The sequence below is a fragment of the Micromonospora sp. NPDC005298 genome, assembly GCF_040607375.1.
In the GTDB taxonomy this organism is placed as follows: Bacteria; Actinomycetota; Actinomycetes; order Mycobacteriales; family Micromonosporaceae; genus Micromonospora.
In genome coordinates this window covers 63,499-89,705 of the sequence record NZ_JBEXGP010000007.1, presented here as the reverse complement: position 1 = coordinate 89,705, position 26,207 = coordinate 63,499, and the positions used below count along the sequence as shown (strand labels likewise).

Sequence of the window (26,207 nt, the reverse complement as noted above, 5' to 3'; positions counted from 1 at the left end):
CGATGACCCGGGTCGTCTTCCTGCTGGTCCCGCAGGTGCACCTGCTGGACCTCGCCGGGCCGGCCCAGGTCTTCTCCAGCGCCGCCGACCTCGGCCACGACTACCGGCTGCACTACGTCGCCGAGCGCGAGCAGGTGCCGACCGTGCAGGGCGTACCCCTGGTCGCCGACACCCGGTGGCCCGAGCTGACCCCCGACGACCTGGTGCTGGTGCCGGGTTGGCGGCCGTCGGCGCACGGCCCGCAGGGGCCGGTCTCGCCGACCGACCTGCGCAGGCTCGCCGAGCACCACGCCGCCGGCGGTACGGTGGCCAGCGTCTGCGCCGGCGCGTACGCGCTCGGCCGGGCCGGCCTGCTCGACGGCCGGCGCTGCACCACCCACCACGAGGTGCAGGACGACCTGGCGCGCCGTCACCCGGCGACGCGGGTGACCCGCGACGTGCTGTACGTCGTCGACGACCGGGTGGTCACCTCCGCCGGCATCGCCAGCGGCATCGACGTGGCGCTGCACCTGGTGGCCACCCGGCACGGCCCGTCGACCGCCGCGCGGATCGCCCGCACGCTCGTCGTCTACGCCCGGCGCAACGGACACGAGCCCCAGGCCAGCGCGATGATGCGGCACCGGTCGCACCTGTCCGAGGCGGTACACCGCGTGCAGGACCTGATCGACGACCGGTACGCCGAGCCGCTGCCGCTGGCCGAGCTGGCCGCCGCCGGTGGTGTGGCCGGACGGACGCTGACCCGGCTGTTCCGTGCCGCCACCGGGCTCACCCCGCTCGGCTACCAGCAGTCGCTGCGGGTCGAACGTGCCGAGCACCTGATCGGGCACGGCACGACAGTGGAGGCCGCCGCCCGGGCCGTCGGCTTCACCGATGCCCGGATGCTGCGCCGCCTGCGAGCCCGGTCCACGAGGTCGGCTCCGGCCCCGACCGGTAGTAGTCGTCGCGGGAACGGAACTCCACAGGCAGTGAGCCGGGCAGCGTGACCCGGGTGTCCCCGGCGAGCAGGCCGGGGCCGGCCCGCAGCAGCAGCACGTCGCGTTCCTGCGCCGACAGGTCGACCAGTTGCGGGCGGGTGAGCCGGAACATCGCCACCGCGCGGCGGACCTGCTGGGCCAGTGCGCCCACCTCGCCGACCGGCCCGCCGAGAGCCAACGCCGGCTGCTGGATGGTGCGCAGCGCGTCGCAGACGATCAGCAGGTGCGCCCGGGTGTCCCCGGCGGCCGGCGGCAGCTCCAGGCGGGACGGCCACTGCCAGCGGATCTGCCCGCTCATCAAACCCGGCAGCCGACCGGCGAGCCGGGCGCGGGGCGTGTCGTCGGCGACCAGGGACAGTTGCGAACCGGTGCCCACCCAGCAGACCCGCTGGTCGGTGACGGTCACCGAGACCGGCCCGGGCAACCCCCAGCCCCGCCGCGCCTCCGTCGGCCCGAGCAGGTAGCCGGCGACCAGCATCTCGTACCGGCCGAGCACCCGCTCGCCGGGCAGGGGACGCAGGTTGTACCGGCGGTCCAGGACCGGCCCCACGTCGTCGTCCGGTGCGTCGAACCGGTGCGGTCCGATGAAGAAGGGAGACGCGTCGCAGTGCATCGTCACGACCTTCCGGTCAGCTGGGCTGTGCTCAAAGCCTCGCGGATCCGGAGGTCGCTGTCATGACGCCCGTTAGGGGGTCGGCCGGTCGTGCGTCGCCTGTGACCGGTAGATGCCGATCTCCTCCGGGCGGACGAGGCCGTCCTCGATCGCCCGGGCGAGCAACGCCGCCTTTGTGGCAGCCGGACGCCCCGCCCGGGTGTACTTGATCCGCGCACGGTCCACGTACTGCTTGACCGTGTGCTCGCTGATCCGCATCCGCCGGGCCACCGACGCCTTGGACATCGACTGGAACCAGAGCAGCAGCGCCTCACGTTCCTTGTCGGACAGCATCGGCCGGTCCGGCCGAGGGTCGCCGACCATCGCGCCGGCAAGCGCCGGCGGCACGTACGGGCGGTCGCTCGCTGCGGCCAGCACGGTCGCCACGCAGTGTTCCCGACCCTCGTGCTTGGCCAGGAACGCCACCGCCCCCGCGTCCAACGCCGCGAGCATCGTGTCCGGGTCGGTGTGTTCCGAGTAGACCACCACCCGCCGCCCGGCGGCGCTCAGCTCGGCCAGCTTGTCGAGCACCATCCTGCCGTGCAGCCGCAGGTCGAGCAGGACCACGTCGGCGTGCGGGGCGGCTCGTAGCACCGCGTCCGGGTCGTCCCCGGTGGCCAGCACGACCAGTCGCGCCTCGGTGGCGAGCCACGCGCGGACACCGTCGACGACCACCGGGTGGTCGTCGACGATCGCCACACCGACCGGTCGGCCACCGGTCATCCCCGCCACCGGGTCTGCGCCCATCTGATGTCCCCGTCCCGTTCGTAGAGGTGCTGCACCGGCCCGTCGTCGTACTCCCCAGGCGGCGGTGGATCGTTCACGCCAGGTGTCGGCCGGTCCGGCGTGACGAGGCTGACCACCACCTCGTCCGGACCGGACACCACGGTCAGCCGGGCCCATTCCCGGGCGCCCGCGAGGAGGGCGGTCAGCGGGTCGGCCAACTGGCGGCGGATCTCCACCGGCAGCGGCGGGGGACTGCCGATGGTCACCAGGTCGATCGGCAGCCCGTTGCGTTCGGCCAGGTCGGCGGCCGCCCGCAGCTCGTGCAGCAGGGGGTCGGGCACGTCGTCGGACTCGGCGATGAGGCGGCGCAGCCGGGCGGCGGCGAGCACGCACCGCCGTTGCACGTCCGGGTCGTCCGGGTCGGCCTGCCCGGCGGCCAACTCACCGAGCACCCGCCCGGCCGTCGCCCCGACCAGCGCGAGCCGGTCGCGGCGTTCCCGCAGGCCCCGCTCGGCGGCGTCCCGTTCCGCCGCCATCGTGTGCATGGCGGCCGCGGCGGCGGCCCGGTCCCGGCCCAGCCCGACGATCACGGTGCTGCCCACGAAGACCGCCACGGGGAGCGTGAACGTGCCGTACACGTACATCACGTAGCGGGCCAGGTCGGCCGCGTCGATGCCGTGCCCGAGCACGGCGACCAGCGCGATCGACGCGTGCGTGGTCAGCAGCGCCACCAGCCCGACGACCCGTTGCCCCCACATCGCCAGCACGAAGAACCACCCGAGCGTGCCCCACACCCAGTTGCCGGCGGTGAACAGCTGCCCCTCGCCGGCGGCGGCGAAGACCGCCGCGTCGACGACGAGCAGCAGCCCGGCCAGCGGCCACGGTGGCAGCGGCGTGCCACGCAGCAGAAGCGTCCCCGCCGCCGCGCCGGCCGCGAGGACCAGCACCCAGCCGCCGACCACCACGCCCGGCGCGGCGAACTCCGTGCGGGCGGCGAGCACCGCCGGCAACCCGATGGCGACGTGCCAGGCCAACGCGATGGCGACGGCGACGATCCGGGCACCCCGGTCGGACGCGTGCGCCACGGCGGCCGGCGCGGCGAGAGCCGCCGTGGAGGCCGAGTCGCGGGGCGCCGGCACACCGAGCTGGACGGGGACCGGCGCCGCCGCCGTGGCGTCGAGGTCAGCCGACACCGGGCCACTCCAGTCGAATCCGGGTGCCCAGGCCGGGTGCGGAGTGCACCTCGGCCCGCCCGCCGACGGTCGCCATCCGGCCGCGGATCGACTCGCGCAGCCCGTACCGGTGCGCCGGAACGGTGGCCGGGTCGAAGCCGGGGCCGTCGTCGGCGACCTCGACCACGACGGCGATCGCGTCGCGGGTGAGTCGCAGCATGGTCCGCGCCCCCGGCGCGTGTCTGACCACGTTCGACAGCGCCGCGTAGGTGCTCTCGGTGATCGCGTCGGCCACGCTGGCGGGCACCGCGCAGGGTGCCAGTTCCACGTCCACCCGTAGGCCGGGCAGCCGGTCGGGCACCGTGCGCAGCCGCCCGTCCAGGGGCACCGGACCGTCGCCGGGCACCGGGTCGGCGTCGGCAACCGCGACGAGGGTACGCAGGTCGGACGCACACCGTGCGCGGAACGCGGCGGACTGGCCGGCCACCGCGCCGAGACCCACCATGGTCAGCGTGCCGAGCACGGTGTCGTGCAGGTCGCGGTTCTGCTGGCGTTCGGCCTCCCGGGCGGCGCGGGCGACGAGCGCCTCCCCGGTCAGTCGCTGATGCTCGGCGAACGCCCGGTCCGCGCGTCCGATCCGCCGGCGCATCACCGCCGTCATCATCGCGGTGCAGCCGGTCTGCACCAGCAGCGTGGCCGCGTGCGCGCGCGCCTCGGTGGGGTTGCCGGCGGCTGACGTGCCCACCGCGTACGCGGCGGTGACCAGCAGCCCCGCCGGAACCGACCAGCGCGCCGTGCCGGTGGCCTGCGCGTTGATCACCGTGGTGCTGGCGAGCACCGCGATCCAGCTCCCCTCGCCGGGCAGCACCCCGGGTGCCACCAGCACGGGAATGAGCAGGCAGGCCGCCGCGGTGATCGCGACGTCACCGACCACCAGGGGCGGGGTGAACCCGTGGCGCAGCGCGCGCATCGCGTACCACACCGACCAGCCGGTGAGCGCGGCCACGACCGGCAGCAGCAGGGCCGTCTCGACAGGGGTGGTACGCACCGACAGCGCCACCGCCGCACCGACCAGCCCGCAGGTCAGCCGCAGCAACGCGGGGATCGTGGTGAAGATGAGGCCGAGCGCACCGCCGGCCGGATTGTCCAGGGCGGGCGGTGGCACGGTCGGGGCGGCAACGGCCGGCATCGGGAAGTGTCCTTCCGACAACGACCCGGTCCGGGCCCGCGCGGCAGAGATCGACGTCGGAGAATAGCACGGCCAGCCGCCGGCGACCCCCCGTTGTGTGCGGACTGTCGCTAATGCGTCACTCTGTGCTGCGGGGCTGGAGCAGGTCCCACCGATTGCCGTACAGGTCGGCGAAGACCGCGACCGAGCCGTACGACTCGTGCCGCGGCTCCTCCAGGAACCGCACCCCGGCCGCCACCATCCGCGCGTGGTCACGGGCGAAGTCCTCGGTGTACAGGAACAGGCCGACCCGGCCACCCGTCTGGTCACCGACCCGCGCCCGCTGCTCCGGCCCACTCGGGCGGGCCAGCAGCAGCGCCGTCTCCCGGGCACCCGGTGGGCGCACCACCACCCAGCGCGAGCCGTCCGGCCGGGGAGTGTCCTCCACCAGCTCGAAGCCGAGGCCCCCGACGTAGAAGTCGATCGCCGCGGCGTAATCCTCGACCAGCAACGCGACAAGTCCCAGATGCGCCATCGGGTCATCATGCCCAGGGCCGCTCCGCGTCCGGCCGGCGGCGTCAGCAATGGTCGGAGGCGTCACGCCGCCGGGGAACCAGACCCCGTCCCCGGCCGTCCCACAGTCATGCCGAAGGGTCGCAACATCCTGGTGGTGGCGCTGCTCGGGGTGACCCTGAGCGGCTGCGGGGGCCGTACCTGCCGACCGACGCCTGCGGCAAGCCGCGCGCCGAGGTGCGCGCCGCGCTGGACGAGCTGCGGCTGACCGAGGTGGACAGCCGTACCGTCGGGCAGGTCGAATCGCCGGAGGCCGCAACGGCCGGCTGCGCCCAACGGTGGTCGGACATGGTCTGGGTGGAGACGACCAACGGCCGCACGGGGCCGCCCGCGCCGCCCGTCGACAGTGGCGGTGGGCCGCTGCGCCTCTGCGTCTACCAGGTGCCCGCGTCCGAGCAGGGTGGCGGGAAACCGGTGGGCGACTTCGTGTACGGCGGGCCGCTGCCGCGCGAACGCCAGGCGGGCGTGCTGCGGGCACTGGGCAACCGGCGGGCGGTGGTCGACTGCGCCACCCCGGCGTCCCGCTTCGCGTTGCTGCGGCCACTGGACGGCGGCGCGGGGACGGAGCGGTACGTGGAACTCGACGGCTGCCGGCGCTTCCTCGTCGTACCACCGACCGGCGGGGCGCTGCTCGGCCAGGGCGACACCGCGCTCGCCGGCCTGCTCGGTCCCCTCTGAGTCGGCTCAGCGAAGCGGCAGCGCCGCCGTACCGCCACCGGCGATCGACCGCTTGACCGTGGTGCCGCTGGACCAGTAGTAGCAGCGCACACCCCGGTCGCCGCGTTCCCACAGCAGCCGCGTCGGGAAGCGGTACGCGGTGCCGGTGCGGTAGGGCAACTTCGCGTCCACCGGCACCTTCGCGAAGCGCGCGATGACGGTGCGGCAGGCGGTGTGGATGGCCCCCTCGTCACTCGTGGCGTCCTTCCAGGAGCGGTCCGGGGCGGTCCAGATGCCGGCGTACTCGAACTGGTGCCCACTGGTGCAGGCGACCGCCCGCAGCATGCCCCACTTGTCCTCGTTCATGCAGCCGAGCATCAGCGGCGACCGTGTGGCCAGGGCGCCGCGGAGCGAACCGACCCGCTGGATCGCCGCGTCGGACTCGCCGTTCGGGCCGTTGACCTCGTCCAGCTCGACGATGTCGCACCGGTACCAGCGGGCCCCACCCGACCAGCCGGCCAACGACGCCGGCGTCACCCGCACCGACAGGCGGGCATTGCGCCATTCACCGCCCACGAACTGCTTGGCCCGCTCGTCGCAGTCAGCGAATATCGGGCGCATCGGCGCCGACTCCACCACCGGCGGAACCGTCCGCGCGGCCAACGCCCCGGTGAACGTGCCCAGGTGGAAGGTCTCCACGAGGTGGGTTGCCGCGCAGTCCACGGGGGCGTAACTGGTGAGGTACGCCGTCGGGTCGGCGGTTGTGTGACACTCACCGGCCTTCGGGACGAACTGCTGTGCCCGCGCCATCGGCCGCCAGTCGTCGGACAGGTCACCGTCCGTCCCGGCCGGCGTGCCGCAACCCGCCACCATCACCGCGCTGAACGCAGCCGCAACCGCTGCCATGACCTGGCGTCGCATGTGCATCTCCCCGTGCCCCCCGTGCCGACGGGCGCAGCATATGGCACCGCGGTGACGTGGTGGCAACGGCGATCGTGGGCCCGGAACGTCGCAGGGGTGCCGTACGGTCCGACCATGGCAGCCAGAATCGACCTCACCCTCGACTCCACGAACGCGCAGGTGCTCGCCGCCTTCTGGAAGACGGCCCTGGGCTACATCGACGAACCGCCGCCCCCGCCCTTCGCGACGCGGGCCGAGTGGCTCGCCCAGTTCGACATTCCGGAGGACGACCCGGCGGGCGGGGCGTGGCTGTGCGATCCCGACGGGGTCGGTCCGGGCCTCTCCATTCTCGACGTCCCCGAGCCCAAGACGGCCAAGAACCGCCTGCACATCGACATCCGGGTGCCGGGCAGCGGCGACCCCGACGAGCGGTGGGCACGGATCGTGGCGGAGGTCCAGCGCCTGGTCGAGGCGGGCGGGCGCGTCCTGGAGGAAGTCGACCGGCACCACGTGGTGATGGCCGACCCGGAGGGCAACGAGTTCTGCGTCGCGGCGACCGCGGCCTGACGGCCACCGATCGAGTCGGTCACCGCTGTGCCCACTGGTCGTCCCTGGTGCGGACGACAAGCACCACTCCGGCGCCGCCGAGGACGGCGAAGACCAGCCCGGCCGGGATCGCCGTCCAGGACATGAGGAACGACAATGAGCCGTTGGTGTGCCCGTTCGCCGCCACGAACCTCTCCGGTGCCGCCGGGTCCACCCACACGGCCATCGTTGGCCCGGGCGTCCGGCGGCAGCCGGTCCCGCCGGCGCAGGGGATCCAGGTGCTGTACTGCCTCGACCCGTACAGGTAGGAGACCTCGATCCGGTCGACGCCGCTGCCCCGACCGCCGCCACCCGCCCGATCGGACACCTGGGCCGTGACCAACACACCGTCGGCCCGCAACCGGTCCGCCTCCGACGACACGTGCCACCGGTACGCCAGCGTGCCACCGGCCAGGCCCAGCCCCGGCAGCAGCATGGCCAACGCGGTCAGCAGGATCCGCATTCGTGGGCGCATGCCAGCAGGGGTCGGTGCCGGGAAGTTGCGCCGTCGTCTCGTCACAGGGCACATCCTCCGACGCGGGCGCAACCTGGTCGCCCGCGCCGGAGGTGGCCCGCCGGTCAGTTGCCGAGGGTGACGTGCAGGATGCGTTCGTTGCTGTTGTTCGGAGTGCTGTCCTTGTCACCCTGGTTGGTGGTGGTCAGCCAGAGCCCTCCGTCGGGGGCGGGCTCCACCGTCCGCAACCTGCCGTACGTGCCACTGAAGTAGGTCTGCACGTTCGTCAGGCTGGTGCCGCTGATCACCGCGCGATACATGCGGGCGCCCCGCGCGCAGGCCACGTAGAGGGCGTCCCGCACGATCGTGATGCCGGAGCAGGACCCTTCCGCGGTCGGGTAGGTGCGTGCCGGCGCGATGAACCCGGCCGTGCCGCAGGTGCCGCTGGTGCCCTCGCACGCGGGCCAGCCGTAGTTGCCGCCCTTGGTGATCAGGTTGGTCTCGTCCATGATCGAGTTGCCGAATTCCTGCTCCCACAGTCGGCCCTGCGAGTCGAACGCCAACCCCTGCGGATTGCGGTGGCCGTAACTCCACACGTAGTTGCCGAACGGGTTGTCCGACGGGACGGTGCCGTCCGGGTTGAGCCGCAGGATCTTGCCCTCCAGGCTCGAGCGGTCCTGCGCGTAGTTGCCGTTCTGCGCGTCGCCGGTGCTGGCGTACACCTTGCCGTCCGGGCCGAACCGCAGGCGACCGCCGTCGTGGTACTTGTTGCGCCGGATGCCGCTGAGCAGCACCTGCTCGCTGGCGGTGTTGAGTTGGCCGTTCTCCAGCCTGATCCGCACGACCCGGTTGTCGGTGGGGGAGGTGTGCATGATGTACAACCACCGGTCGCTGGTGAAGCCGGGTGAGATGGCCAGGCCCAACAGGCCGCCCTCGCCGTCGGTGCTCTGCACGTTCGGCACCGTGCCCAGGTTGGTCTTCGCCCCGGTGGTGGGGTTGAGCTGGATGATGTCGTGCGCGTCGCGGCGGTTGTAGAGGACGCTGCCGTCCGGCAACGTCACCAGCCCCCACGGGATGTCGGTGTCGGTGGTGACCTGCCGTACCCCGCACACCGGGTTGCCGCACGCGGCGCCGGTTGTCACCGTCGCGGTGCCGCTGCGCGGCGACGCGTTGTCCTGCGCGTCCCGGGCCACCACCTGGTACTGGTAGGAGGTGTTCGCCGCCAGGCCACTGTCGGTGAACGTGGTGGCCGGCGGCGCGCCGGTGACCGTGCCGACCTTCACGCCGTTGCGGAAGACGTCGTACGCCCGTACCCCGATGTTGTCCGTCGACGCGGTCCACCGCAGCGTCACGGTCGTGCCCGAGGCGGTGCCGGTGAGCTGCTGCGGAGCGGTCGGCGCCTGGGTGTCGGCCTGACACGCCGGCGGCGTGATCGACACGGTGGCGCTGGCCTGCGACACGTTGCCGGCGGCGTCGCGGGCGTTGACGTACAGCCCCCAGGTCGCGCCGGCGACCACGGTGAGGCTCGTGGACAGCGTCGTGCCGCTCACCGACTTCATGAGCTGACCGTCGTGGTAGACGTCGTAGAAGGCGACCGTCACGTTGTCCGTCGAGGCGTTCCACGCGAAGGTCACCGAGTTGCAGGTCAGGCCGCTCACCCGCGGGCTGCCCGGTGCGGTTGGCGGCTGAGTGTCGGCGCTGCCCAGGGCCGTCGTCCACCGCTGGTTGGTCTGTCCGTTGCAGGTCCAGAGACCGACGGTGGTGCTGTTGGCGGTGCTCGCGCCGGTCACGTCCAGACACAGACCGGACTGGACGCCGACGATCGTCCCGTTGGTGTTGATCCGCCAGCGCTGGTTGGCGCCGCCGGTGCAACCGTTGATCTGGAGCGCGGCCGGCGCGGTGGTGTCCTGCCCGACCACGTCCAGGCACATGGTCCCGTCGTACACCCGCAGCTCACCGGCCGAGGTGAAGGTCCACGCCTGGTTGGCCTGCCCGTTGCAGTCGTAGATGTTGATGCCCGTGCCGGCCGTCCGGACGTTGCCGATCACGTCCAGGCAGCGGCCACTGCCCACACCGACCACGGTCGAGGGAGCTGCCGCCGCGGCCGGCACGCCGACCGCAACCGTCAGCAGTGTCGCCGCCACCGCCGCCGGCAGCAGCCGCCGGCGGGGCAGAAGCGGTTTGGTGCGCGCGAAGAATCGCATCCGTCCTCCAGGATCGTCGACCGGCCGCCCCAGGCGACCCAGCGCCCGACCATGTCGAACAATTGACATCGACCATCAAAGATGAATTACCCACCCAAGTCAACGATGTCACTCGATGGGGGACAAAACCGGAGGTCGACGCGACCTCCGGAGTCGTCAGAGCTGCTGGACGATCTGGATCGGGTTGCCGTCCGGGTCGGCCGTCCAGGCGATCAGCAGGCGGTCGAGCCACCGGTGCGGTGCGGCCAGGGCGGGGGCGCCGTTCGCCGTCAGTTCGGCGTACGCGCCCGCCGTGTCGTCGGTCCAGAGGATCACCGCGGCCCGTTGACCCTGCGGCACGGGGTCGAGTCCGTGGTCGTCGCGCGTGGAGGCCACCGAGGCGATACCGATCTTGTAGCCGTCGAGCACGAGATCGATGTGGATCGGCTCGCCCTCGGTCGGCACCCGGAACGTCTCGGTGAAGCCGAGGCCGGCGTAGAAGTTGGCGGCGCGGGCAACGTCCTCGCTGAAGAGGATGACCTGAGGAGCCCGGAACATCGACACGCGGCGACGCTATCAGCGCAGCTCCGCCACGCCGATCCGCGCTTGTCCGGGCCGGACGAATCTCGCCAGGCTCAGACGTAGTCGCACTGGGGGTTCGGCCCCGACGTCACGGCGATGATGTCGTCGAGCCTGTCCCGGGTGATGGTCAGCTCGGCGATCTGCGCGGTGATCCGGTCCCGCTCCGCCGCCAGCCGTTGGCGTGACTCGGGCGTACTGACCTGGGCGTCCACGCACGGCAGGAGCTCCGCGATCGTCTTGCTGGACAGTCCCGCGCCGTACAACTGCTGGATCAGCCGCACCCGGTCGACCGCCGCGTTCCCGTAGAGCCGCTGCCCGCTGTCAGACCGTGTCGAGGCCAGCAGGCCCTGCTCCTCGTAGTACCGCAGCGCGCGGACACTGACCCGCGTACGGGTCGCCAGGTCCCCGATCCGCACAGTGACCCACCTCGCAATACTTGCCTCTGACGTCAACGTGAGGTTCTAGCCTAGCTCCATGCAGATCAACGGCACGAAAGCCCTCGTAACGGGCACCAACCGTGGCCTCGGCAAGGCCTTCGCCGAGGCTCTCGTCGCCCGCGGTGCCACCACCGTCTACGCCACGGCCCGCCGCCCCGAGAACATCGACATCCCCGGCGTCGTCCCGCTCCAGCTGGACATCACCGACCCGGCGTCCATCGACGCGGCGGCAGCCGAGGTGGGCGACCTCGACATCCTCATCAACAACGCCGGCATCTCCACGAACGCGCCCCTGCTCGGGCCCTCCACGGAGAACATCCGCCGCGAGTTCGACACCAACTTCTGGGGCACCCTCAACGTCATCCGCACCTTCGCCCCCACCCTCGCCGGTGGCGCCATCCTCAACGTCATCTCAGCGCTGAGCTGGTACACCTTCGCCCCCGCCAGCAACGGCTACGCCGCCTCCAAGGCCGCGGAATGGTCTCTCACGAACGGCGTTCGACTCGAGCTGGCCGGCCAGGGAACCCAGGTCACCGCACTGGCGCTGGCCATCGCCGACACCGACATGATGGCCGCCGTCGACATCCCCAAGCTCCCACCCCACGAGGTGGTCGCCATCGCGTTGGACGGCCTGGAAGCGGGCAAGCTCGAAGTGATCGCCGACAGCCCCACCGCCAAGGTCAAGGCCTCGCTCTCCGGCGACCCCGCCCTCTTCTACGCCGACATCCCCGGCGCCCTCTTCGGCTGACACCACCACGCCGGCTCGACGGTCAGGGAATCTGAAGAGCTGCGGCGGGCGTCCAGCGGGGTTGGTCCCGCCGGGCGCCCGCACCACGATCGCGGGAGGCCGGTCGGTGGTTGCGTAACCTGGTCAGCCCGTCCGTCCTTGTCGGATGGCGTCGGCGTCATCAGGTGGCCTCAGCTGTACAACACGTCGACGTGGCCGGCGGTTAGGCTGCGCGGCATGCCGGTCGGATTTGGTGTGAGTCTCTTCGCGGAGGGGGACGCGCTCGACCCCGCCCAACTCCTGATTGCCGTGGCCCCGTTGGCGCAGAGCCGCAACATCGAGGTGCACCGGGCGGGCAACGTGCTGTGGTTCATCGCGCCGCAGCGGTCAACCCTCAGCGAACTCGCCGCGCCACTGGCGGCTTGGTGGCAGGAAACGGTCCGGTCGACAGAGCACCAGGTGGACTTCCGATTCGTCGGTCCCAACGGCCTTGACACCACGTCCTACTGCCAGCCGGACTTCGCTCCCACGCTTGTCCAACACATGATCGAACATGGCAGCGGCACGCCATCCGACACTGACGCTGTTGGCGTCCGTCGCGTTCTTTAGCGAAGGCAGGAAGGCGCGGACGACCGCCATGGTCGAGCGTCGCGCGGTGCGCGGGTTGCGCCGCTCGTCCACCTGCACCACGAACAGCCCCACGCGAACCGCTCAGATTAAGAAGTACCTGTGCGCCCGGTAGGGTTCGAACCTACGACCTTGGGATTAGAAGTTGAATCGAATACGGGTTAGCCCGTGATCGTGAGTTGCTAGGGGTGTCTATCTGTCCAGGTAGACACCCCTAGCCATGTCGATCCATGTCGGATCGTGACGCCAGATCCGGAGGCGTCCGGGCTCACTGCGGGCTCACCCTCCAAACGATCAGCCTCTCTGGCCATTTGGCATGTGAGGCCCAGGCATGTTGAGTCCCACCTGATGTTTGACACTCGACCCGTAAGCCGGCAAACATGCCGCGGGGCACGACGGGTCAGCAAGTTCGTTGGGTGACCCCGGCATATCACCCGCCGAACTGGAAGCCATCAGGACCCGCTACCCGAACGGTACGAGGCGCTGACCGGGCCGCAGCGTGATCGGCAGTCGGCGGCACCCGCCGCGCGAGGTGACCCGCTTTTCGGCAGCGAGCACGATCTCTGCCGCCCCACGCCCTACGAACGGTAGGCCAGGGGCCGAACGCGAAGTCGCAAGGGCGATCCGTGAACCCGAACCGCCGGTTTACGGGTCGACTGGTGGCTGATGGCCGCTGGCGGAGGGGTTCGATTCTGAACCGCTAGCGTCTGCCTAAAACAGGGGCTGATCGAGGTCGTCATCGCTGTCCTGCTCGGCAGGGCCAGGCTCCACCGCCGAGGGGACCTCAACGAGGTCGATCCCTTGCGGGTCGTACAGCCAGTACAGCCGTCCCTCCTTCTCCTGCCGGCCAGACAGTCGCATCGCAAGCCCTTCTCGGAAAGCCTGGATTGCCTGGTCGTACAGCTCCTCAGGCAGCCGAACGCGGAGCTTCTTGGCTTGCGAGCCCTCGATGACGTTCAAACGGATCACGCCCGCAGTGCCCGGCCTGGGCCGGTCGAGCAGGGTTACCGTCCCGAGTGCTGTGACGCCGACTGAAGGCTCGGTCCGGGCGAACCGGGTACTGGCGCTTTCAAGAGCAGTGACGTCCGATGGCTCGAACTGTACGTACGTCGGACCGGGTGCATCTTCCCGCCAGTCCCGCCACTCCACGCCGACCTCGGCTCCGTCCGAGTTGGCGACGAGCCGGGCTAGGGCTTGCGTCAGCTCATATGAGACTCCGTACTGGACTGCTTCGTCAAAGGCGGCAGTGGATGATGTTCGGTTGAACTGATCTGTTGCTTCCCGGGTGGCTTCCAGACTCGATACCAATGTGCGCGTAACCTCACGGCCTGTCAGGGCCTCGCCGAAGCCTGGCAAGGGTACGTCTACCCCGGCAATGTCGCCCACGGGAGTTAGCGCCGTGACGACATAGCTGCCTATCTCCGTCTGCCCCATGCGGACACTGTTCATGTACGCCTTGGCAGAGGTCCAATGTTTGTTTCCGAAATACTTGGTCTTCTCCCGCTGGGCCTTCGCAGCCGCTTCAAGCAGCCGAGTAGACGCGGCGATCAGTGATTGACCGGACGTCCAAGGAATCGTTCCGTGTGGCGTAGGCATCTCCTTGCGGAATCGGACCAAATCGCCAATGCCAACATCAAGTCTGGTGAGCATCCGCTCATAATTTATACCGGAGATGTCCCCGACGGCCGCGACTGCGTCGGTCAGCAGATTCCGAAAGTCGGCATGCCCCACGTCCATCGGAACCACAACACTCTGACCGACGGTCGGTGGAGCTAGTCGCAGGTACAACCCTTCGCGCCCGCCGCGGATCGTCCAACCCTGGCGCTGTAGATATGCCACAGTCTGACTCGGGCTGATCCACGAGCCGTCCAGCGCCACGGCGTCCATCGGGATGGTCATGCTCGACCGCCGGCCCCGATGCGTCGCATGATGTCGCAGAGAGCGAACTCGTCAAAGACCTGAGACGTGGGAACCCTAACGACCGTCTCGTCCCTGCCGGTAATCGGGTGTCCTTCGAGGTTCCGCCAATAGCAACAATGGCGGAGCATCATGTGGTTGGAACCTACCTCGATCCACTGCCCAATATCGCGAGGCACCAGCATGGCGACCAAGATCGTTGAAGTGATGACGGGCGAGTGCGCTAGGCGGTTTAGCTGACTGTTCGGCAACGAGATCGGAATCGAATCCAGACCGCTTGCCGGCGCGACCTGATATGTGCTCTTCAGTTGGACTCGGAGATCTACCTCGAAGTCGTGAAGATGCTCAGTCGATTGATGGCTGATCTTCCAGTCAATCCCTCGATCCCTATTGGGTTTCGAGAGGGAGCAGCGGGCCGCCGCAGCCACGGCGTGTAGGTATGCCTCCTGAAGGGTCTCCATGCACTGCTTCTGATCCAGGTCCCCACGCAGTGGAGTTGGGTCATCGACAGCGACAGACATGGTTCCCCCTACAGTCCGGAGCGATCATTGTGACGCTCCGTTGCATGTAGATCTACCCACCGAAAAGTCGAGGCTAAAACCCGACAGCAGTCGTGTGCACACTGACCGACCGCGAACCGGAGGTATCGGGGTCGTCTGCCTGGTGGCGGGCGGCCTGAGCGCTGCGCCGAGCTACTCGGTCTTGAGGATGTCGCTGTGCTCGTACCGGAGTTGCGTCAGCAGCAGGCTCCCGAGGCCGAGCACGCCGAGGGCGTACCGCTTGGCGTCGTCCCGGGTCTGGATGCGGTGCCGGTCCACGTTGCTGAGCGCTTGGGCGAAGCCCATCCCGAGGTACCGCCAGCCCTCGCGCTCGCTGGCTTGCCGGCCGAGCCGGTAGTCGCTGGCATCGTCGAATACCTTCAGGTAGAGAGCCTTGCCGACCAGGTTGTTGTCGTTCCGATCCTGCGGGTTCCCCGCCCACGTTCGGACGTGGTTCTCAACAAAGATCGCTGTCTGACTGGCGACCTTCCCCCACTCCTCGTCATCTACCAGTCCCTTGACGTGCGACCAAAGATCAGGGTCGTACGCGTACTCGTCCACTGGCTCGCCGCCGCCACTGAACTGGAGTTCATAGATGGCCGCGTCTGTCAGCCCCATGACACTCAGGACTCCGCTACGCCGACGTTCCTCGTAGGCAGACCGGGGCATACCACCGGATATCGCGGTCGGCGAATACCTAACCTTGTCGAAGCTCTCCACAATATGGTTGTCAGTGCCCAGTGTGCGGACAAAGATCATGCGCACCCGATGCTTCCACGACTCCAAGCCCTCGCGCTGACGGAAGAGATCAGCAGCTTCGGCCTCGGCCTTGAGCTTCGTCAGTTCCTCGATGGCGACAGCAGGGCGCATGGACGCGAGCCTACTTCTCCCCTGCGACATGGACCCCGCGCCCCGGCTGCCCCACGACAAGATCCCAGTCGTGCAGGAGCGAGACGGCACGGTACGCGGTGGCCACACTGACGTCGGACCTACACTGGATGGTCTACGCCGCTGGGTTCGCAGGGAAGCAACGGTGCCCTTTCGGCGAACCGGGTTAACGCTGCAATCTGTGCCCGCCGCCTCAAGCTGCCCTGGCGCCCGTACTGTGGCGAATGCTGATCATATTGCTGCCCTTTCCCTCCGGTGGATTCCGTGGGCGAGACCTGGTTGGCTTTAGTGATCATTGAGCGACATCAAGGATGGTGCGGAGGAGTATCTGAGGCACTACCGTTAATGCATCTGACAATAGCGTCTCGATGGCGACAGCTATACTGCTAGTGTCCACTGCGATGTGGTCGGCCCACGACTCGGGGTGATACCGGGCGAGCATAGACAGGGCGAAGAGGAGTGCCCACCACGCCAAGAGTGGGTGCAGCGGGGCGGAGTTGGCCCCGAGCGCTGGGAAGACGAATCGGTCGTGTAACCGGTACCGAGTGGAATGTGATTCTGCGATGGCTTCGCGCTGCTGATAGTTGGAGTTTGCGCTGGCGGGATATGCGAACTGAACCGATCCACCTCCACCGAAGGGTCCCACGCCCCTAGAAAGTCGCTTCACGCTGCCGCTGAGCGTTGGATATCGACCGAGGAATTGGTTGAGAGCCGGCCCAAAATCATTGTCGTGAACTGAGGGCATTACTTCGGCGGGAATAGCACTGACGACCAGCAGCAGCTCAGATGGATCTTCAACCGAAGAGTGGACGGATGCTGGCAAAGGGGAAGCGCCGATAGTAGGATCGAGAGACATGTCCTGACCCTCAGGGAGGGAGTTCCACAGCTCTCCGAGCGTCAGCGGTGTGTGTGCATCCCATGTCGGTGACGCGAGGATGCCCGACAGCCTCTTGAAGCTGGCGTCATCCCGTCCTTCTGTGTGAACCTCGACTTTGGTGAGAGGGCCATTAAAGGTTGCAGGGTTTGCCTTTATACCGTGCCCCCGCAGGGCGTAGTCGTTGTTAGACACGCTTTTCGCTGCGGCGGCGACCGCCCGTCCTCCCTGGGAAAGTCCGTAAAACAGCAGCAGAGGGCGCGTCGCTACACCCACCGTTGCAGCAGCAGCAAACATCTGCTGAGCCTGCTCTAACGCGGCAACGTAGGTCTTGCGTCGTGCGCCCCTGATACCTCCTGGCGGTTCGGCTCGGGTCATCCGCAGGTATGCCCAGACGCGATCGGAACTCATGCCTCCATTGTGCATGATAGTCAGGTCACAGAGGTTGTCTGAAGGCGGCGGATGTCACGCGCTCGATGACGTCCGCAAGTCTGCTGGGCGTCAGGCTTATTGATCGCCGGGTGAGGTGAAATAGCTTTGCAGCATTTCGGAGGTCCAGCTAGCCTGCTGCACCGAGCCCCGTGGCCCGAACTCTGAGAACCACGGCTTGATGTCTAGGACTGGAGTGCCGTCCACCGCGTCCAGGTCCTCGACGTGAAGATCAAGCCCGTCAACTTTGACCAGGCGGCACCGACTTACACCCAGCCAGTTGATCCGACGCATGTTGCGATGGCCAAAGATGCCGACTTCCGGCCACTCCGGGTTGTCCCTGGGGCGACGTGCACCGAGGTTCAGGTCAGTGGGATCGGTGAGATGGAAGCGAAACACGACCTCAAGATGAGAGAACTCCTCAAGTCCTTTGGTGGCTTCTGGTGTGAAGCGTTTTTCATCGACTCGAATGACAGCTCTGGTTCCGCCCCAGTAGTCGTCTGTTGGCTCGGTTCTTCCCCCTACGACGCGAGCAATGGACTCCACGGTGAATTCTTCGGCTGCCATTCGGGCCTCCCGGTCTGTAGGTGACTTCTTCTAGGCAGAAGTAGAGAGGTAGCTTTTGGCACGTGCATCGATCTCCTGGACCCCTCGGATCCTGCGGTTTTGATAGGGGGAGAGGATGGCGCGCATCTCGGCGGCTACCTGACGTGTACGGCCCGAGCGAACGCCGTCCATCGCGTCGAGGGCGCGGGACCACGTTGCGCAGGCTTCCTCAATCTCGCCCTGTCGGGCCTGCACCGCCCCGAGGTAACCAAGCGTGACGGCGTGCGTTCGGGTGAAGGCTGCCGCTTTGCGTGTCCTGACACTGCGGCGGAAATGACTTGTCGCACCCGCCAGGTCGCCGGTGTCACGCAACGCGCATGCCGTCTCGTGCGCGAGGCTGGCCTCAGCGAAGAAGAAGACTCGTCCGGGCTCATCGTCCCCGTGGGTGGCGGCGGCAAGGTCGTCCTCTGCTCGTATCAGTGCGCGGGCCGAACTTCGGGTCTCGCCATTCACCGCTAGAGCGCGAGCATGGACCACCCCGATGAGCGCGCGTTCCCGTGGAGCTGCCGTCTCGTAGCGGTCGCCGTGTACCGAGGCATTGGCGAGATCGAGAGCGTGGTTATGGTGCCCAAGGTCGATCGCCTGGTGTGCCATTGCGCGTAGGACGTGTCCCGCCATTGCTGGGTTGTCAGCTTCGGCAGCTAACTTTACTGCGATGTTGAAATAGTGCTGCGCGACGTTGTGTTCGCCATTGTCAAACGCCATCCATCCCGCAAGGTAAGAAAGCTCGCTGGCGGCGGTGAACATGTCACGTCTCAGCGTTTCGTCGGCGTAGCGTCCGCGTAGGTAACCCGCCACGTCGGAGCTGAGATATTGGACCACTGCTGACCGGGCGTGCCCGCCGCCTCGGCGCTGGTCGACGCGCGAGAACAGCGACACCATGTCGTGTACCGCGTCAACATCGCCTCTGCCTACTGTCCTGCCGGCGGGCGTGCCCCGCGCTTGGCCTAGCTCGGCCATGCGCGTCCACCAGGGATCGCCTGGCAGGGCAAGCGCAGCGAGCGAGTAGGCGGCAGTGCCCAGAACACGCCTGCGCTCAGCGTCCACGTCGACTCTCCCGAGTTCGGTCAGCGCAGCCAGCGTATCGACTCGCCACCCAAGCATGTCCGCTGAGGACAGCAGTGGAGTCGGTAGACCGATGTCCTCCAAGGTCAGCGCGCGTCCGAGCTTGCGTGACAACGCTTCGCAGAGCAGCACGGGTGCTCGTCCGGAGGGCTTCGAGCCGGCGATCCAGTGCGAGACGTGGGAGCGGCCGACCCCGGTCAACTCGTCCGCGTTGCTCTCTTGAGCGACGCGGACCAGTGCTCGTGCCACCTCGGCGTGGGACATCCCAGCTTCCGCGATCACGGCTGCGAGCTTGGTGTTGCCGGGTCCCGCTTGCGGCACTGTGTACCCCCGCATAGAAGTCGATCTTTCACCACGTTCACCGCTTCGACGTGCGTCACAGAGTACCTAACGGCGGTGGTTTGCGTTTCGCTGTAGGTACGCAAGACGACGACGAATCGGCAAATTGATTAGCCCTGCGTCGCGTCGGTCTTGTGTGGCTGAAATCTGGACGGAATCCCCATTGCTACGAGCGGTGTGCGCCGTAGTGGTGGGTGACGGGCAGGGTGCGCCGCGTGGACGAGAGGTTGTTACTCATGCAGCGTGCCCTGCCCCCTCGGGAGGTGAAATCGCGTGACTACTTACTCCGGCGGCGGGCAGATCGACAGGGCACAACTGGTTTTGGATCGGCACACGGTTTTGAGCGCCAATGGTTGTTGCGCCGGCTGTGGAAAGTCGGGGTCAAGCCCGCAACGCGAAGATGCCGTTCGAGTATTCCGCCGCTCACTGCGTCTACCCAGGCCGAACCCGGGGGCGACCCGCCCTGAGCTGATCAACGCGCGTCGGATCGGCGGCACTGCTTCTTCGGACCATCGTCTCGTGCCGTCGTGAACACCCCACCCTGCGGAAGCAGTGACGGCGCTCATGGATGACGACGATGCGGATCTGATCCGACCAAGGCATCGCCCGCACCGGTCACGCCGCTTCCCTGGTGGCCGCCCGTGTGCGTGTCCCTCGTGCCGCGCGGCGCGCAAGCGAGAGCGGAAGCAACAGGCGCTCGGTGCTGCGCCGCCGGCTACTGGCTATCGCCCGTTTTCCAGCGGTGGCCTGCCATCGTCTCCGGCCTCGCCCTACAGGCCGACAGATATCGATTGGACTCGCGCGGCCGAGGCGGTGATCCGAGGCCACCTCGGCCGCGCGCAAGGAATCGCACCCGTCGGAAGGAGCGGACCCCCTCGCACGTCAGCTCACGGCACGGAACCCGTCAGCCCTTACATCGAAGGAGACACGGCACCATGACCGACACGATCACTGGTAACCCGACGACCGAGGCTTACACCGGCCCGATTGACCTGTCCCGTCCGCACTTCGTGGGCGTCGGTGGGTCGGCGATGTCTGGCCTGGCCCGGCTGCTGGCCGAACTGGGCCACCAGGTCAGCGGCAGCGACCTGAACGACTCAACCACACTCGCAGCCCTGGCCGTTGCGGGCGTGCGAGTGCACGTGGGGCACGACGCCTCCCACGTGCAGGGCGCGAGCTGCGTCGTCTACACCACTGTTGCCCAAGACGCGCCGGAGATCGGGGCGGCCCGCGTCGCCGGTATCCCGGTGGTTCACCGGGCGCAGGTCCTCGACGCGCTCAGCGCTAACCGGCGGTTCGTCGCGGTGTCCGGCTCGCACGGCAAGTCCACCACGACCGGCATCCTGGCCCACATCCTGCGCACCCTTGGGGAGGACCCGACCTACCTGATCGGGGCTGACCTGACCGGGCCGGGCTCTGGCGCCCGTCTCGGCGGGTCCGGGTTGCTGGTCGCTGAGGCGGACGAGTCGGACCGGTCGTTTCACTTCCTCACCCCGTCGATCGCGATCATCACCAACGTCACGGACGACCACCCGGAGAATTTCGTCAACCATGCCGCGGTGATGCGCGCCTACGTCGAGTTCGGCTCCCGGATCGCACCGCGCGGGTTCCTGGTCGCGAACGCCGACTGCGTGGGTGCGAACGTGGCCGCCGAGGTCATCGCTGACGAACGACCTGACCTGACGGTGCTGCGCTACGGCCGGAGCCGTACGGCCGATATCTGCCTGCTCGATGTGCACGCGGAGGGGTGGAGCGTTTCGGCGACGGTTCGGATGCCGAACGGGACGACGGTGCGGCTGACTCTGCCGACCCCGGCCGCGCACCACCTGGAGAACGCGGTCGCGGCCGTGGCGTGCGCGGTGGCCCTGGGCCTGGATCCCGCCGACGTAGCGGGCGCGGCATGCACCTTCACGGGGGTACGCCGTCGCTTCGAGCACATCGACACTCGGGCCGGGGTGACGGTGATCGACTCCTACGCCGACCACCCGAAGGAGATTGCCGCCGACCTGGAAGCCGCGCGCACTCTGGCTCGCGGTCGGGTCCTCGTGGTGTTCCAGCCGTCCGGGCATGCCCGGGTGCTGGCCTTCGGTCGGCGAATCGGCCAGCTCCTGGCAGACAAGGCCGATTACGTCCTGCTGCTCGACGTACACGGCACCGTGCCCCAGGGACGGCCGGCAGCCGACGCCACAGTGATCGTGACTCACTTGCGCGACGGCAAATACTGCCTGCCGCTCGGCCCGGATCACGTGGCCCGGATCGTCGGGCGGATGGCCGGTCGCGGTGACGTGGTCCTGACGATGGGCACCGGCGACGTGACCGACTACGGTGCGGCGATCCTGGACGCCCTGAGCCAGCGCTCCGAGGTCGCGTTGTCCGCGTGACCCCTACGCCTGGGCGGTGACAGCGCCGGGTTCCTCGATCAGCTTGTCCGCGAGCGCGAGGAGCCCGGCGCTGTTCGATGCCTTCACCAACACGACATCGCCCGGCCGCAGGCCGTCGCGGAGCATGTCCCACGCCTGCGCTACGTCCGCCGCCCGATTAACTACCGTGCCGCTTCTGGCGGCTCCGGCCGCGTACTGGTCGGCGTTCGTCCCGCCGATCGCCACCAGCCACTCGGCCCCGATCTCGGCTACCTGCTGTCCGATCTCGCGGTGCACCTCTGTGGCGTGCTCGCCCAACTCATTCATCTCGCCCAATACCGCGACTGCCCGTTGGTCGTCCCCGGTCATCGCGTGCAAGGCGCGTAGTGCGGCGCGCATGGCGTCGGGCGCGGCGTTGTAGGCGTCGTTGATGATCGTCACGCCGTCCGCGCGGGTAGTGACCTGCATCCGGCCCGGTGACACCGCTTCGGCTTGCGACACCGCCTCGGCCACGGCCTCGATCGGGTGGCCCAGCCCGAGGGCAACGGTCGCGGCGGCGAGCGCGTTGGACGCCTGATGCAAGCCGTACAGGCGCAACCGCACTTCGGCGGTCTGGCCGTCGTACATGAGCCGGAAGCCGGCGCGGCCCAGCTCGTCCAATGTCACGTTCTCGGCCCGTACGTCTGCCGGGCTCTCGATGCCGTAGGTCAGCACTCGGGCGCGGGTGCGGCTCGCCATGGCGGCCACCAACTCATCGTCGGCGTTGAGCACCGCTAGGCCGCCGTCGTGCGCGCTGGGCAGTGCTTCCACGATCTCGCCCTTGGCCTGTGCGATGTTCTCCACCGAACCGAACTCGCCAAGGTGCGCGTGCCCGACCCGGGTAACGACACTGACGGTGGGCGGGGCGATGTGAGTCAGGTACGCCACATGCCCGATGCCGCGTGCGCCCATCTCCAACACGAGATAGCGGGTGCTGGTGATGGCGCGGGTGACCGTGTACGGCAACCCAAGCTCGTTGTTGTTCGACCCCCGGTTAGCCACCGTCTCGCCCCACGCGGGGAGCACCTGGGCCAGGATGTCTTTGGTCGATGTCTTGCCTACCGAGCCGGTCACACCGATAACCGTCGTTTGCGCCAGCCGGTTGACCATCGCGCGGGCAAGGCGTCCATAGGCGGTGGGCACGTCCTCGACGACCACCGCCGGCACCCCAACCGGTCGTGACGCCAGCACTGCCACCGCGCCGGCCTCGATCGCCTGGGCGGCGTAGTCGTGCCCGTCGACGCGCTCACCCGGCAGCGCTACAAACATCCCGCCGGGCTCCACGCGCCGGCTGTCGAACGCCACTGGGGCCGTGACGATCACCGCGTCGGGGGCGTCGTGGACTGCTCCGCCGATCGCGGCTGTGATCTCTTCGAGGGTCATCGGGAGCACGGCATGAACCTACCGTGTCGAGCTGATGCCGCGCCCGATCCATTGGTCGGTGTTGCTGCATGTCGGCAGCGTGCGGTAGGTCGCCCATCTGGGCTGCGTAGCCGAGAGCCCCGAACTCAAGGAAGCCGATCGCCTCCTTGCAGCCAAGCGAGGCCGGGCTGGCCACCGATGGATGACGCCGGATCGTAGTGGTCTACCAACCGACAGCTACTGGCAACATGCCAATTGGCAACAGGCCAACTGTCGCTAGCGCTACTGGCAATATGCCAAGCTGTAATTTATGTACCGCAATTCGCGTGTCCCTCGCCGGAGCGTGCGGGCCCGGCTGGCGGCGCATCGGCGCGTGCGATCTGATCAGTGGTCGCTGCCGAAACCTCGTACGCGGGCGGTCTGGGCGACGTGGGCCGACGATCTTTACAACGTGAGGGCGCAGGCGGCCCATGATCAGGTGTGGCGTGCTCAGGCGGCCGGCGACGGCACGTCGATGATGGTGCTGCCGGTGGGCGATCCGGCAATGCCGTTTGCTGAGCTGGCCTCGGAGCCTGTGGGGTTGTCGGAGGCTGGGCGGCGTCGGTGGGCGTTGGCGGAGCAGGTGTGTGCCGCGTTGGAGAATCCGCTGCCGCGTGAGATGTGGCACGGTGAGGCGGACGTGATCGGGCTACGCGTGTTGCCAGCGCGAGTGGATGACGATCCGGCGATGCAGCAACCGCTGTTGGATGCTGCCGAGGTGGTCGAGCAGGGCGGACCTGGTGTGCTGCGGGTCGGCTCCGGTGCGGGCGGGGTGGTGCTGCGGGTGCACGGCCCGTCGTGGTCGCTGGTGGTCCGGGTCAGTCCGGTAGTCGACGCGATCGTGATCTTCCTGGACGGAGTGCCCGGCTACGGGTGGCGGGTTGAGGACGACGCGGAGTCGTGGGAACTGATTGAAGATGCGGTGACGCGGGTGGTGACGGAGGCGGCCCGCTACGGCTGGGGTGGGGACAGGTACACCGCGCCGGTTGCGCCGGTTGCCTGAGGGTCGTCCGGCCTTCCGCGGGTGTGGCGAGCGCTCGCGGGAGGGCGACCGTCGTGTCTAGAGCGTGTGTAGAAGTTCGAGCCGGGCGCTTCCCCTAGGAGTAGAGAGGGCAAGTCCCCTCGCCAGCAGGGCTCGACGGTGTGCTGGCGCGCTCAATGCCTGCTGATAAGCCTGGTAGGGAGATGCGTCGGATCTAGTGTCCTTTCGAAGCGACAAGCCGATGGGACCCGAGTGCCGGCGCGAGCGCCCAGCGGCGTGCCAGTATCGTGGCCGCACTCAACGCGCCAGCAACAATCGCAACTTCGAGGAACACGATGGGCAACGCCGTGCTGTAACCGGTTGCCCAGGCGAAGCTCATCGTCACTGGCGTGACCAGAATCCCAGCGACGGGCAGTAGCAGGGTCATGGCCCACACGGTCCGGCCGATCGCCGCGACGTCACTCATTCGGATCTTTACGGTGAGGAGTGCGCCGACGAAAGCGATTACCGCGCCGATGTATGGCGCGTTCGGCAGCCACCACAGGTACGCCCACCCGAAAGCCAAGCCCGGTGTCGCTCCGGCCAATGAGGTGAGTAGGAGCCGCTTGATGTCGTACGGTAGCCGCCTCGTACCGGCCTCGGTGGCGACGTTGCGGGCGAATGCTCGGATGTCGGAGTCTCCGAGTAACTGGGTAGGTGTGACTCCTTCGGCAGCTGCTGCTTCTAGTTCCGCTCGTAGGTCGTTCGCCAGAGCCATCCGATCCCGCTCCGCGATGCCGGTGGATCGCCACTCGTGTTCTGCGATGGCAATGACGTCGTTCAAGTTCTGCATGTCTACCTCCTGGCGATTGACGCGGAGCCCTCCACGTCGGCAATCGTGGCGTTGATGGTTCCGGTGAACTTTGTCCACTGCTGCGTCCAAGCGGTCAGCTTGCCTTGGCCCTCTGGGGTGACTACGTACACCTTTCGGGGTGGACCGGTGGGACTGTCCTCGACCTCGTCGACGACGAATCCGAGCCGACGCATGCGGGTGAGCAGGGGGTAGACCGTGCCGTACCCGACCGTTCCCAGTCCAGCGGCGTTGAGTCTGCGCACCAACTCGTAGCCATGTGCCGGCTCCTTCGCCAGCAACGCGAGCATGCACATGTCGAGGGCGCCACGCAGCAGCTGAGTTTGGCGATCGGCCTCCGAACCCGCAGCCTCGTCGGAAGGTGTCATGCGTCGCATAATAGCACCGGTAGTAGGTGTGGCCGAATAGTTCAGGCGTGGCCGTCATGATGAGTGCCCGCCGAGGTGAGCTACCGGGACGGTCGTTGGCGCGGCATGCGGTCGCTGACGGCGATGACTCGTCGGAGTCGCTGGACGGCGGTCGCGCGGCGCTTGGATGCGTTGCTTGGGGACAGGTTCAGCTCTGCGGCGACCTGGCCGAGGGGTTCGCCATCGACGTAGGTACGTCGTACGAGTTCGGCGCTGGTGGGATCGATGCGGTACTCGGCCGACATCTGCGCCGACTGGGCAACGAACTCTTGTAGGCGGGCAACGACGGCGTCAACGCCTCGGGGGTCGGTGCCGGCTCCGTGCTTAACGTGGTGGGCGCTGATTTCGTCGTCACCGCCCACGGCAATCTCTCGGGGTTCTTCCTCGTCGATGCGGGCGATACGGGCTTGGTGCTCGGCTGCGGTCTCATTGTGGCGGCGGTTCCGCTGCTTCCGACGATGCTCGGTGCGTCCGCTGGCGTGGTCGTACGCGCCGCCGATGAGCCGGAAGAAGACGTTGGGCTGGTTAATGTCCAGCCGCCACCGGGTGTCGCCGGCCGCGGTGGTCACGGTGTCATGCATCCGATCAAGGAAGGCGTAGATCAGGGCGTACTGGGCTCTGACTTTGCGGTCGGCCGGGCCGTCTCCGTCATCGGGCACCCTGAGTCGGGCGGCGCGCGCGAGAAGTCCGGGAGCGCCAACGCCGAGTGCGTAGAGGTTCCAGTCCTCGCGGTTGTCGGGATCCTCGCGGACCTGGGTGATGATGTGGCGCCAGATCCGGTCGGCCGTGTCGGGGGTGTCCTTGGAGGCCACTAGATAACGGAGCAATTTGTCCGCGCGGGTAGGGCGGGTGTCGTCGGTGTCGGTGATCAAGTTTCTAGGCACGCCGACACGGCAGATCGAGATTGCTGCGGCCAGGACCCGGCCCACGGGCTCAGTCTTCAGGTTGGCGAGCGCGGCTACCGGATCGGGCTTCTCGTCGGTGTCGACGGCGGGTGGCGTGCGGTACGGGAGGCCGCCGAATACCGGGTAGCCCTGGGGGTGCCTCTTTCGCACTCGGTGTTCGGCCACGTGTTCGCGTCCTCCCAACGTCGC

General features: G+C 68.3%; 27 protein-coding genes. 7 read left to right on the top strand and 20 right to left on the bottom strand.

The features are described from left to right. The first annotated feature begins 2 nt into the window (after window positions 1–2). Window positions 3–983, top strand: coding sequence for a DJ-1/PfpI family protein (locus ABZS77_RS14685; protein ID WP_354822592.1), 981 nt, complete (start codon window positions 3–5; stop codon window positions 981–983). On the opposite strand, the gene ABZS77_RS14680 is transcribed toward ABZS77_RS14685, so the two are convergent. The 5 genes from ABZS77_RS14680 to ABZS77_RS14660 all read right to left on the bottom strand — a co-directional run bounded on the left by ABZS77_RS14680 (window position 865) and on the right by ABZS77_RS14660 (window position 5,227). Continuing rightward, window positions 865–1,587: a hypothetical protein gene (locus tag ABZS77_RS14680; protein ID WP_354822590.1), complete on the bottom strand. Its 723-nt coding sequence runs from the start codon at window positions 1,585–1,587 to the stop codon at window positions 865–867. The two genes, ABZS77_RS14685 and ABZS77_RS14680, sit on opposite strands and share 119 nt — an antisense overlap. Window positions 1,588–1,659: 72 nt before the next feature. After that, a complete protein-coding gene (locus ABZS77_RS14675; protein WP_354822588.1) occupies window positions 1,660–2,373 on the bottom strand; it encodes a response regulator transcription factor in 714 nt (237 codons plus the stop codon). After that, entirely contained in the window at window positions 2,346–3,491 is a 1,146-nt protein-coding gene (locus ABZS77_RS14670) for a hypothetical protein (RefSeq protein ID WP_354822768.1), read from the bottom strand. Before ABZS77_RS14670 ends, ABZS77_RS14675 begins: the two co-directional genes overlap by 28 nt. 43 nt (window positions 3,492–3,534) lie before the next feature. Continuing rightward, window positions 3,535–4,713 (bottom strand): ATP-binding protein, encoded by a 1,179-nt coding sequence (locus ABZS77_RS14665; RefSeq protein WP_354822586.1) that lies wholly within the window; start codon window positions 4,711–4,713, stop codon window positions 3,535–3,537. A 118-nt stretch (window positions 4,714–4,831) separates the two neighbouring features. Then, window positions 4,832–5,227: a VOC family protein gene (locus ABZS77_RS14660; protein WP_354822584.1), complete on the bottom strand. Its 396-nt coding sequence runs from the start codon at window positions 5,225–5,227 to the stop codon at window positions 4,832–4,834. Between the two features lie 215 nt (window positions 5,228–5,442). Between ABZS77_RS14660 and ABZS77_RS14655 the strand changes: the two genes are divergently transcribed. Continuing rightward, window positions 5,443–5,943, top strand: a complete 501-nt coding sequence (locus ABZS77_RS14655) for a hypothetical protein (protein ID WP_354822582.1) — start codon at window positions 5,443–5,445, stop codon at window positions 5,941–5,943. 6 nt (window positions 5,944–5,949) lie between these two features. Here the strand turns inward: ABZS77_RS14655 and ABZS77_RS14650 are convergent, their stop codons facing one another. Beyond that, complete coding sequence (locus ABZS77_RS14650) at window positions 5,950–6,843, bottom strand: septum formation family protein (protein WP_354822580.1); 894 nt, start codon at window positions 6,841–6,843, stop codon at window positions 5,950–5,952. A gap of 114 nt (window positions 6,844–6,957) precedes the next feature. Here ABZS77_RS14650 and ABZS77_RS14645 point away from each other — a divergent pair, with 114 nt between their 5' ends. Further along, window positions 6,958–7,389 carry a VOC family protein gene (locus tag ABZS77_RS14645; RefSeq protein WP_354822578.1) on the top strand — a complete coding sequence of 144 codons (432 nt, stop codon included), beginning with the start codon at window positions 6,958–6,960 and terminating at the stop codon, window positions 7,387–7,389. Window positions 7,390–7,408: 19 nt separating this feature from the next. Here ABZS77_RS14645 and ABZS77_RS14640 read toward each other — a convergent pair whose 3' ends face one another. From ABZS77_RS14640 to ABZS77_RS14625, 4 genes are all read right to left on the bottom strand, one after another. Continuing rightward, a complete protein-coding gene (locus tag ABZS77_RS14640) occupies window positions 7,409–7,882 on the bottom strand; it encodes a DUF3592 domain-containing protein (RefSeq protein ID WP_354822576.1) in 474 nt (157 codons plus the stop codon). Window positions 7,883–7,986: 104 nt separating this feature from the next. Next, entirely contained in the window at window positions 7,987–10,065 is a 2,079-nt protein-coding gene (locus ABZS77_RS14635) for a PQQ-dependent sugar dehydrogenase (RefSeq protein WP_354822574.1), read from the bottom strand. A gap of 156 nt (window positions 10,066–10,221) precedes the next feature. Then, window positions 10,222–10,602, bottom strand: a complete 381-nt coding sequence (locus ABZS77_RS14630) for a VOC family protein (RefSeq protein WP_354822766.1) — start codon at window positions 10,600–10,602, stop codon at window positions 10,222–10,224. Between the two features lie 77 nt (window positions 10,603–10,679). Next, window positions 10,680–11,042 carry a MerR family transcriptional regulator gene (locus ABZS77_RS14625; protein ID WP_354822572.1) on the bottom strand — a complete coding sequence of 121 codons (363 nt, stop codon included), beginning with the start codon at window positions 11,040–11,042 and terminating at the stop codon, window positions 10,680–10,682. A gap of 58 nt (window positions 11,043–11,100) precedes the next feature. On the opposite strand from ABZS77_RS14625, the gene ABZS77_RS14620 reads away from it, so the two are divergent. Beyond that, on the top strand, window positions 11,101–11,811 hold the full coding sequence (locus tag ABZS77_RS14620; RefSeq protein ID WP_354822570.1) for an SDR family oxidoreductase: 711 nt from the start codon (window positions 11,101–11,103) through the stop codon (window positions 11,809–11,811). A 216-nt stretch (window positions 11,812–12,027) separates the two neighbouring features. Continuing rightward, window positions 12,028–12,399 carry a hypothetical protein gene (locus tag ABZS77_RS14615; protein WP_354822568.1) on the top strand — a complete coding sequence of 124 codons (372 nt, stop codon included), beginning with the start codon at window positions 12,028–12,030 and terminating at the stop codon, window positions 12,397–12,399. A gap of 729 nt (window positions 12,400–13,128) precedes the next feature. Here ABZS77_RS14615 and ABZS77_RS14610 read toward each other — a convergent pair. The 6 genes from ABZS77_RS14610 to ABZS77_RS14585 form a co-directional block, all read right to left on the bottom strand. After that, window positions 13,129–14,316 carry a hypothetical protein gene (locus ABZS77_RS14610; protein WP_354822566.1) on the bottom strand — a complete coding sequence of 396 codons (1,188 nt, stop codon included), beginning with the start codon at window positions 14,314–14,316 and terminating at the stop codon, window positions 13,129–13,131. Beyond that, the gene (locus ABZS77_RS14605) at window positions 14,313–14,795 is read right to left on the bottom strand and encodes a DUF4365 domain-containing protein (protein ID WP_354822564.1); all 483 of its coding nucleotides are present in this window, start codon (window positions 14,793–14,795) and stop codon (window positions 14,313–14,315) included. Before ABZS77_RS14605 ends, ABZS77_RS14610 begins: the two co-directional genes overlap by 4 nt. Before the next feature lie 231 nt (window positions 14,796–15,026). After that, window positions 15,027–15,743: a TIGR02391 family protein gene (locus ABZS77_RS14600; RefSeq protein ID WP_354822562.1), complete on the bottom strand. Its 717-nt coding sequence runs from the start codon at window positions 15,741–15,743 to the stop codon at window positions 15,027–15,029. 310 nt (window positions 15,744–16,053) lie between these two features. Continuing rightward, a complete protein-coding gene (locus ABZS77_RS14595; protein WP_354822560.1) occupies window positions 16,054–17,046 on the bottom strand; it encodes a hypothetical protein in 993 nt (330 codons plus the stop codon). A gap of 96 nt (window positions 17,047–17,142) precedes the next feature. After that, entirely contained in the window at window positions 17,143–17,631 is a 489-nt protein-coding gene (locus ABZS77_RS14590; RefSeq protein ID WP_354822558.1) for an SAM-dependent methyltransferase, read from the bottom strand. Between the two features lie 30 nt (window positions 17,632–17,661). Continuing rightward, entirely contained in the window at window positions 17,662–19,017 is a 1,356-nt protein-coding gene (locus ABZS77_RS14585) for a Tat pathway signal protein (RefSeq protein ID WP_354822556.1), read from the bottom strand. 698 nt (window positions 19,018–19,715) lie between these two features. On the opposite strand from ABZS77_RS14585, the gene murC reads away from it, so the two are divergent. Beyond that, window positions 19,716–21,455, top strand: a complete 1,740-nt coding sequence (murC, locus tag ABZS77_RS14580; protein ID WP_354822554.1) for a UDP-N-acetylmuramate--L-alanine ligase — start codon at window positions 19,716–19,718, stop codon at window positions 21,453–21,455. Window positions 21,456–21,458: 3 nt separating this feature from the next. Here the strand turns inward: murC and murF are convergent, their stop codons facing one another. Further along, window positions 21,459–22,856, bottom strand: a complete 1,398-nt coding sequence (gene murF, locus ABZS77_RS14575) for a UDP-N-acetylmuramoyl-tripeptide--D-alanyl-D-alanine ligase (RefSeq protein ID WP_354822552.1) — start codon at window positions 22,854–22,856, stop codon at window positions 21,459–21,461. Window positions 22,857–23,178: 322 nt separating this feature from the next. Here murF and ABZS77_RS14570 point away from each other — a divergent pair, with 322 nt between their 5' ends. Continuing rightward, window positions 23,179–23,877 carry a hypothetical protein gene (locus tag ABZS77_RS14570; RefSeq protein WP_354822550.1) on the top strand — a complete coding sequence of 233 codons (699 nt, stop codon included), beginning with the start codon at window positions 23,179–23,181 and terminating at the stop codon, window positions 23,875–23,877. A gap of 193 nt (window positions 23,878–24,070) precedes the next feature. Here ABZS77_RS14570 and ABZS77_RS14565 read toward each other — a convergent pair whose 3' ends face one another. The 3 genes from ABZS77_RS14565 to ABZS77_RS14555 form a co-directional block, all read right to left on the bottom strand. Continuing rightward, entirely contained in the window at window positions 24,071–24,688 is a 618-nt protein-coding gene (locus ABZS77_RS14565) for a hypothetical protein (RefSeq protein ID WP_354822548.1), read from the bottom strand. Between the two features lie 2 nt (window positions 24,689–24,690). After that, on the bottom strand, window positions 24,691–25,074 hold the full coding sequence (locus tag ABZS77_RS14560) for a PadR family transcriptional regulator (protein ID WP_354822546.1): 384 nt from the start codon (window positions 25,072–25,074) through the stop codon (window positions 24,691–24,693). Between the two features lie 80 nt (window positions 25,075–25,154). After that, window positions 25,155–26,183, bottom strand: a complete 1,029-nt coding sequence (locus ABZS77_RS14555; RefSeq protein WP_354822544.1) for a hypothetical protein — start codon at window positions 26,181–26,183, stop codon at window positions 25,155–25,157. Window positions 26,184–26,207 lie beyond the last annotated feature (24 nt).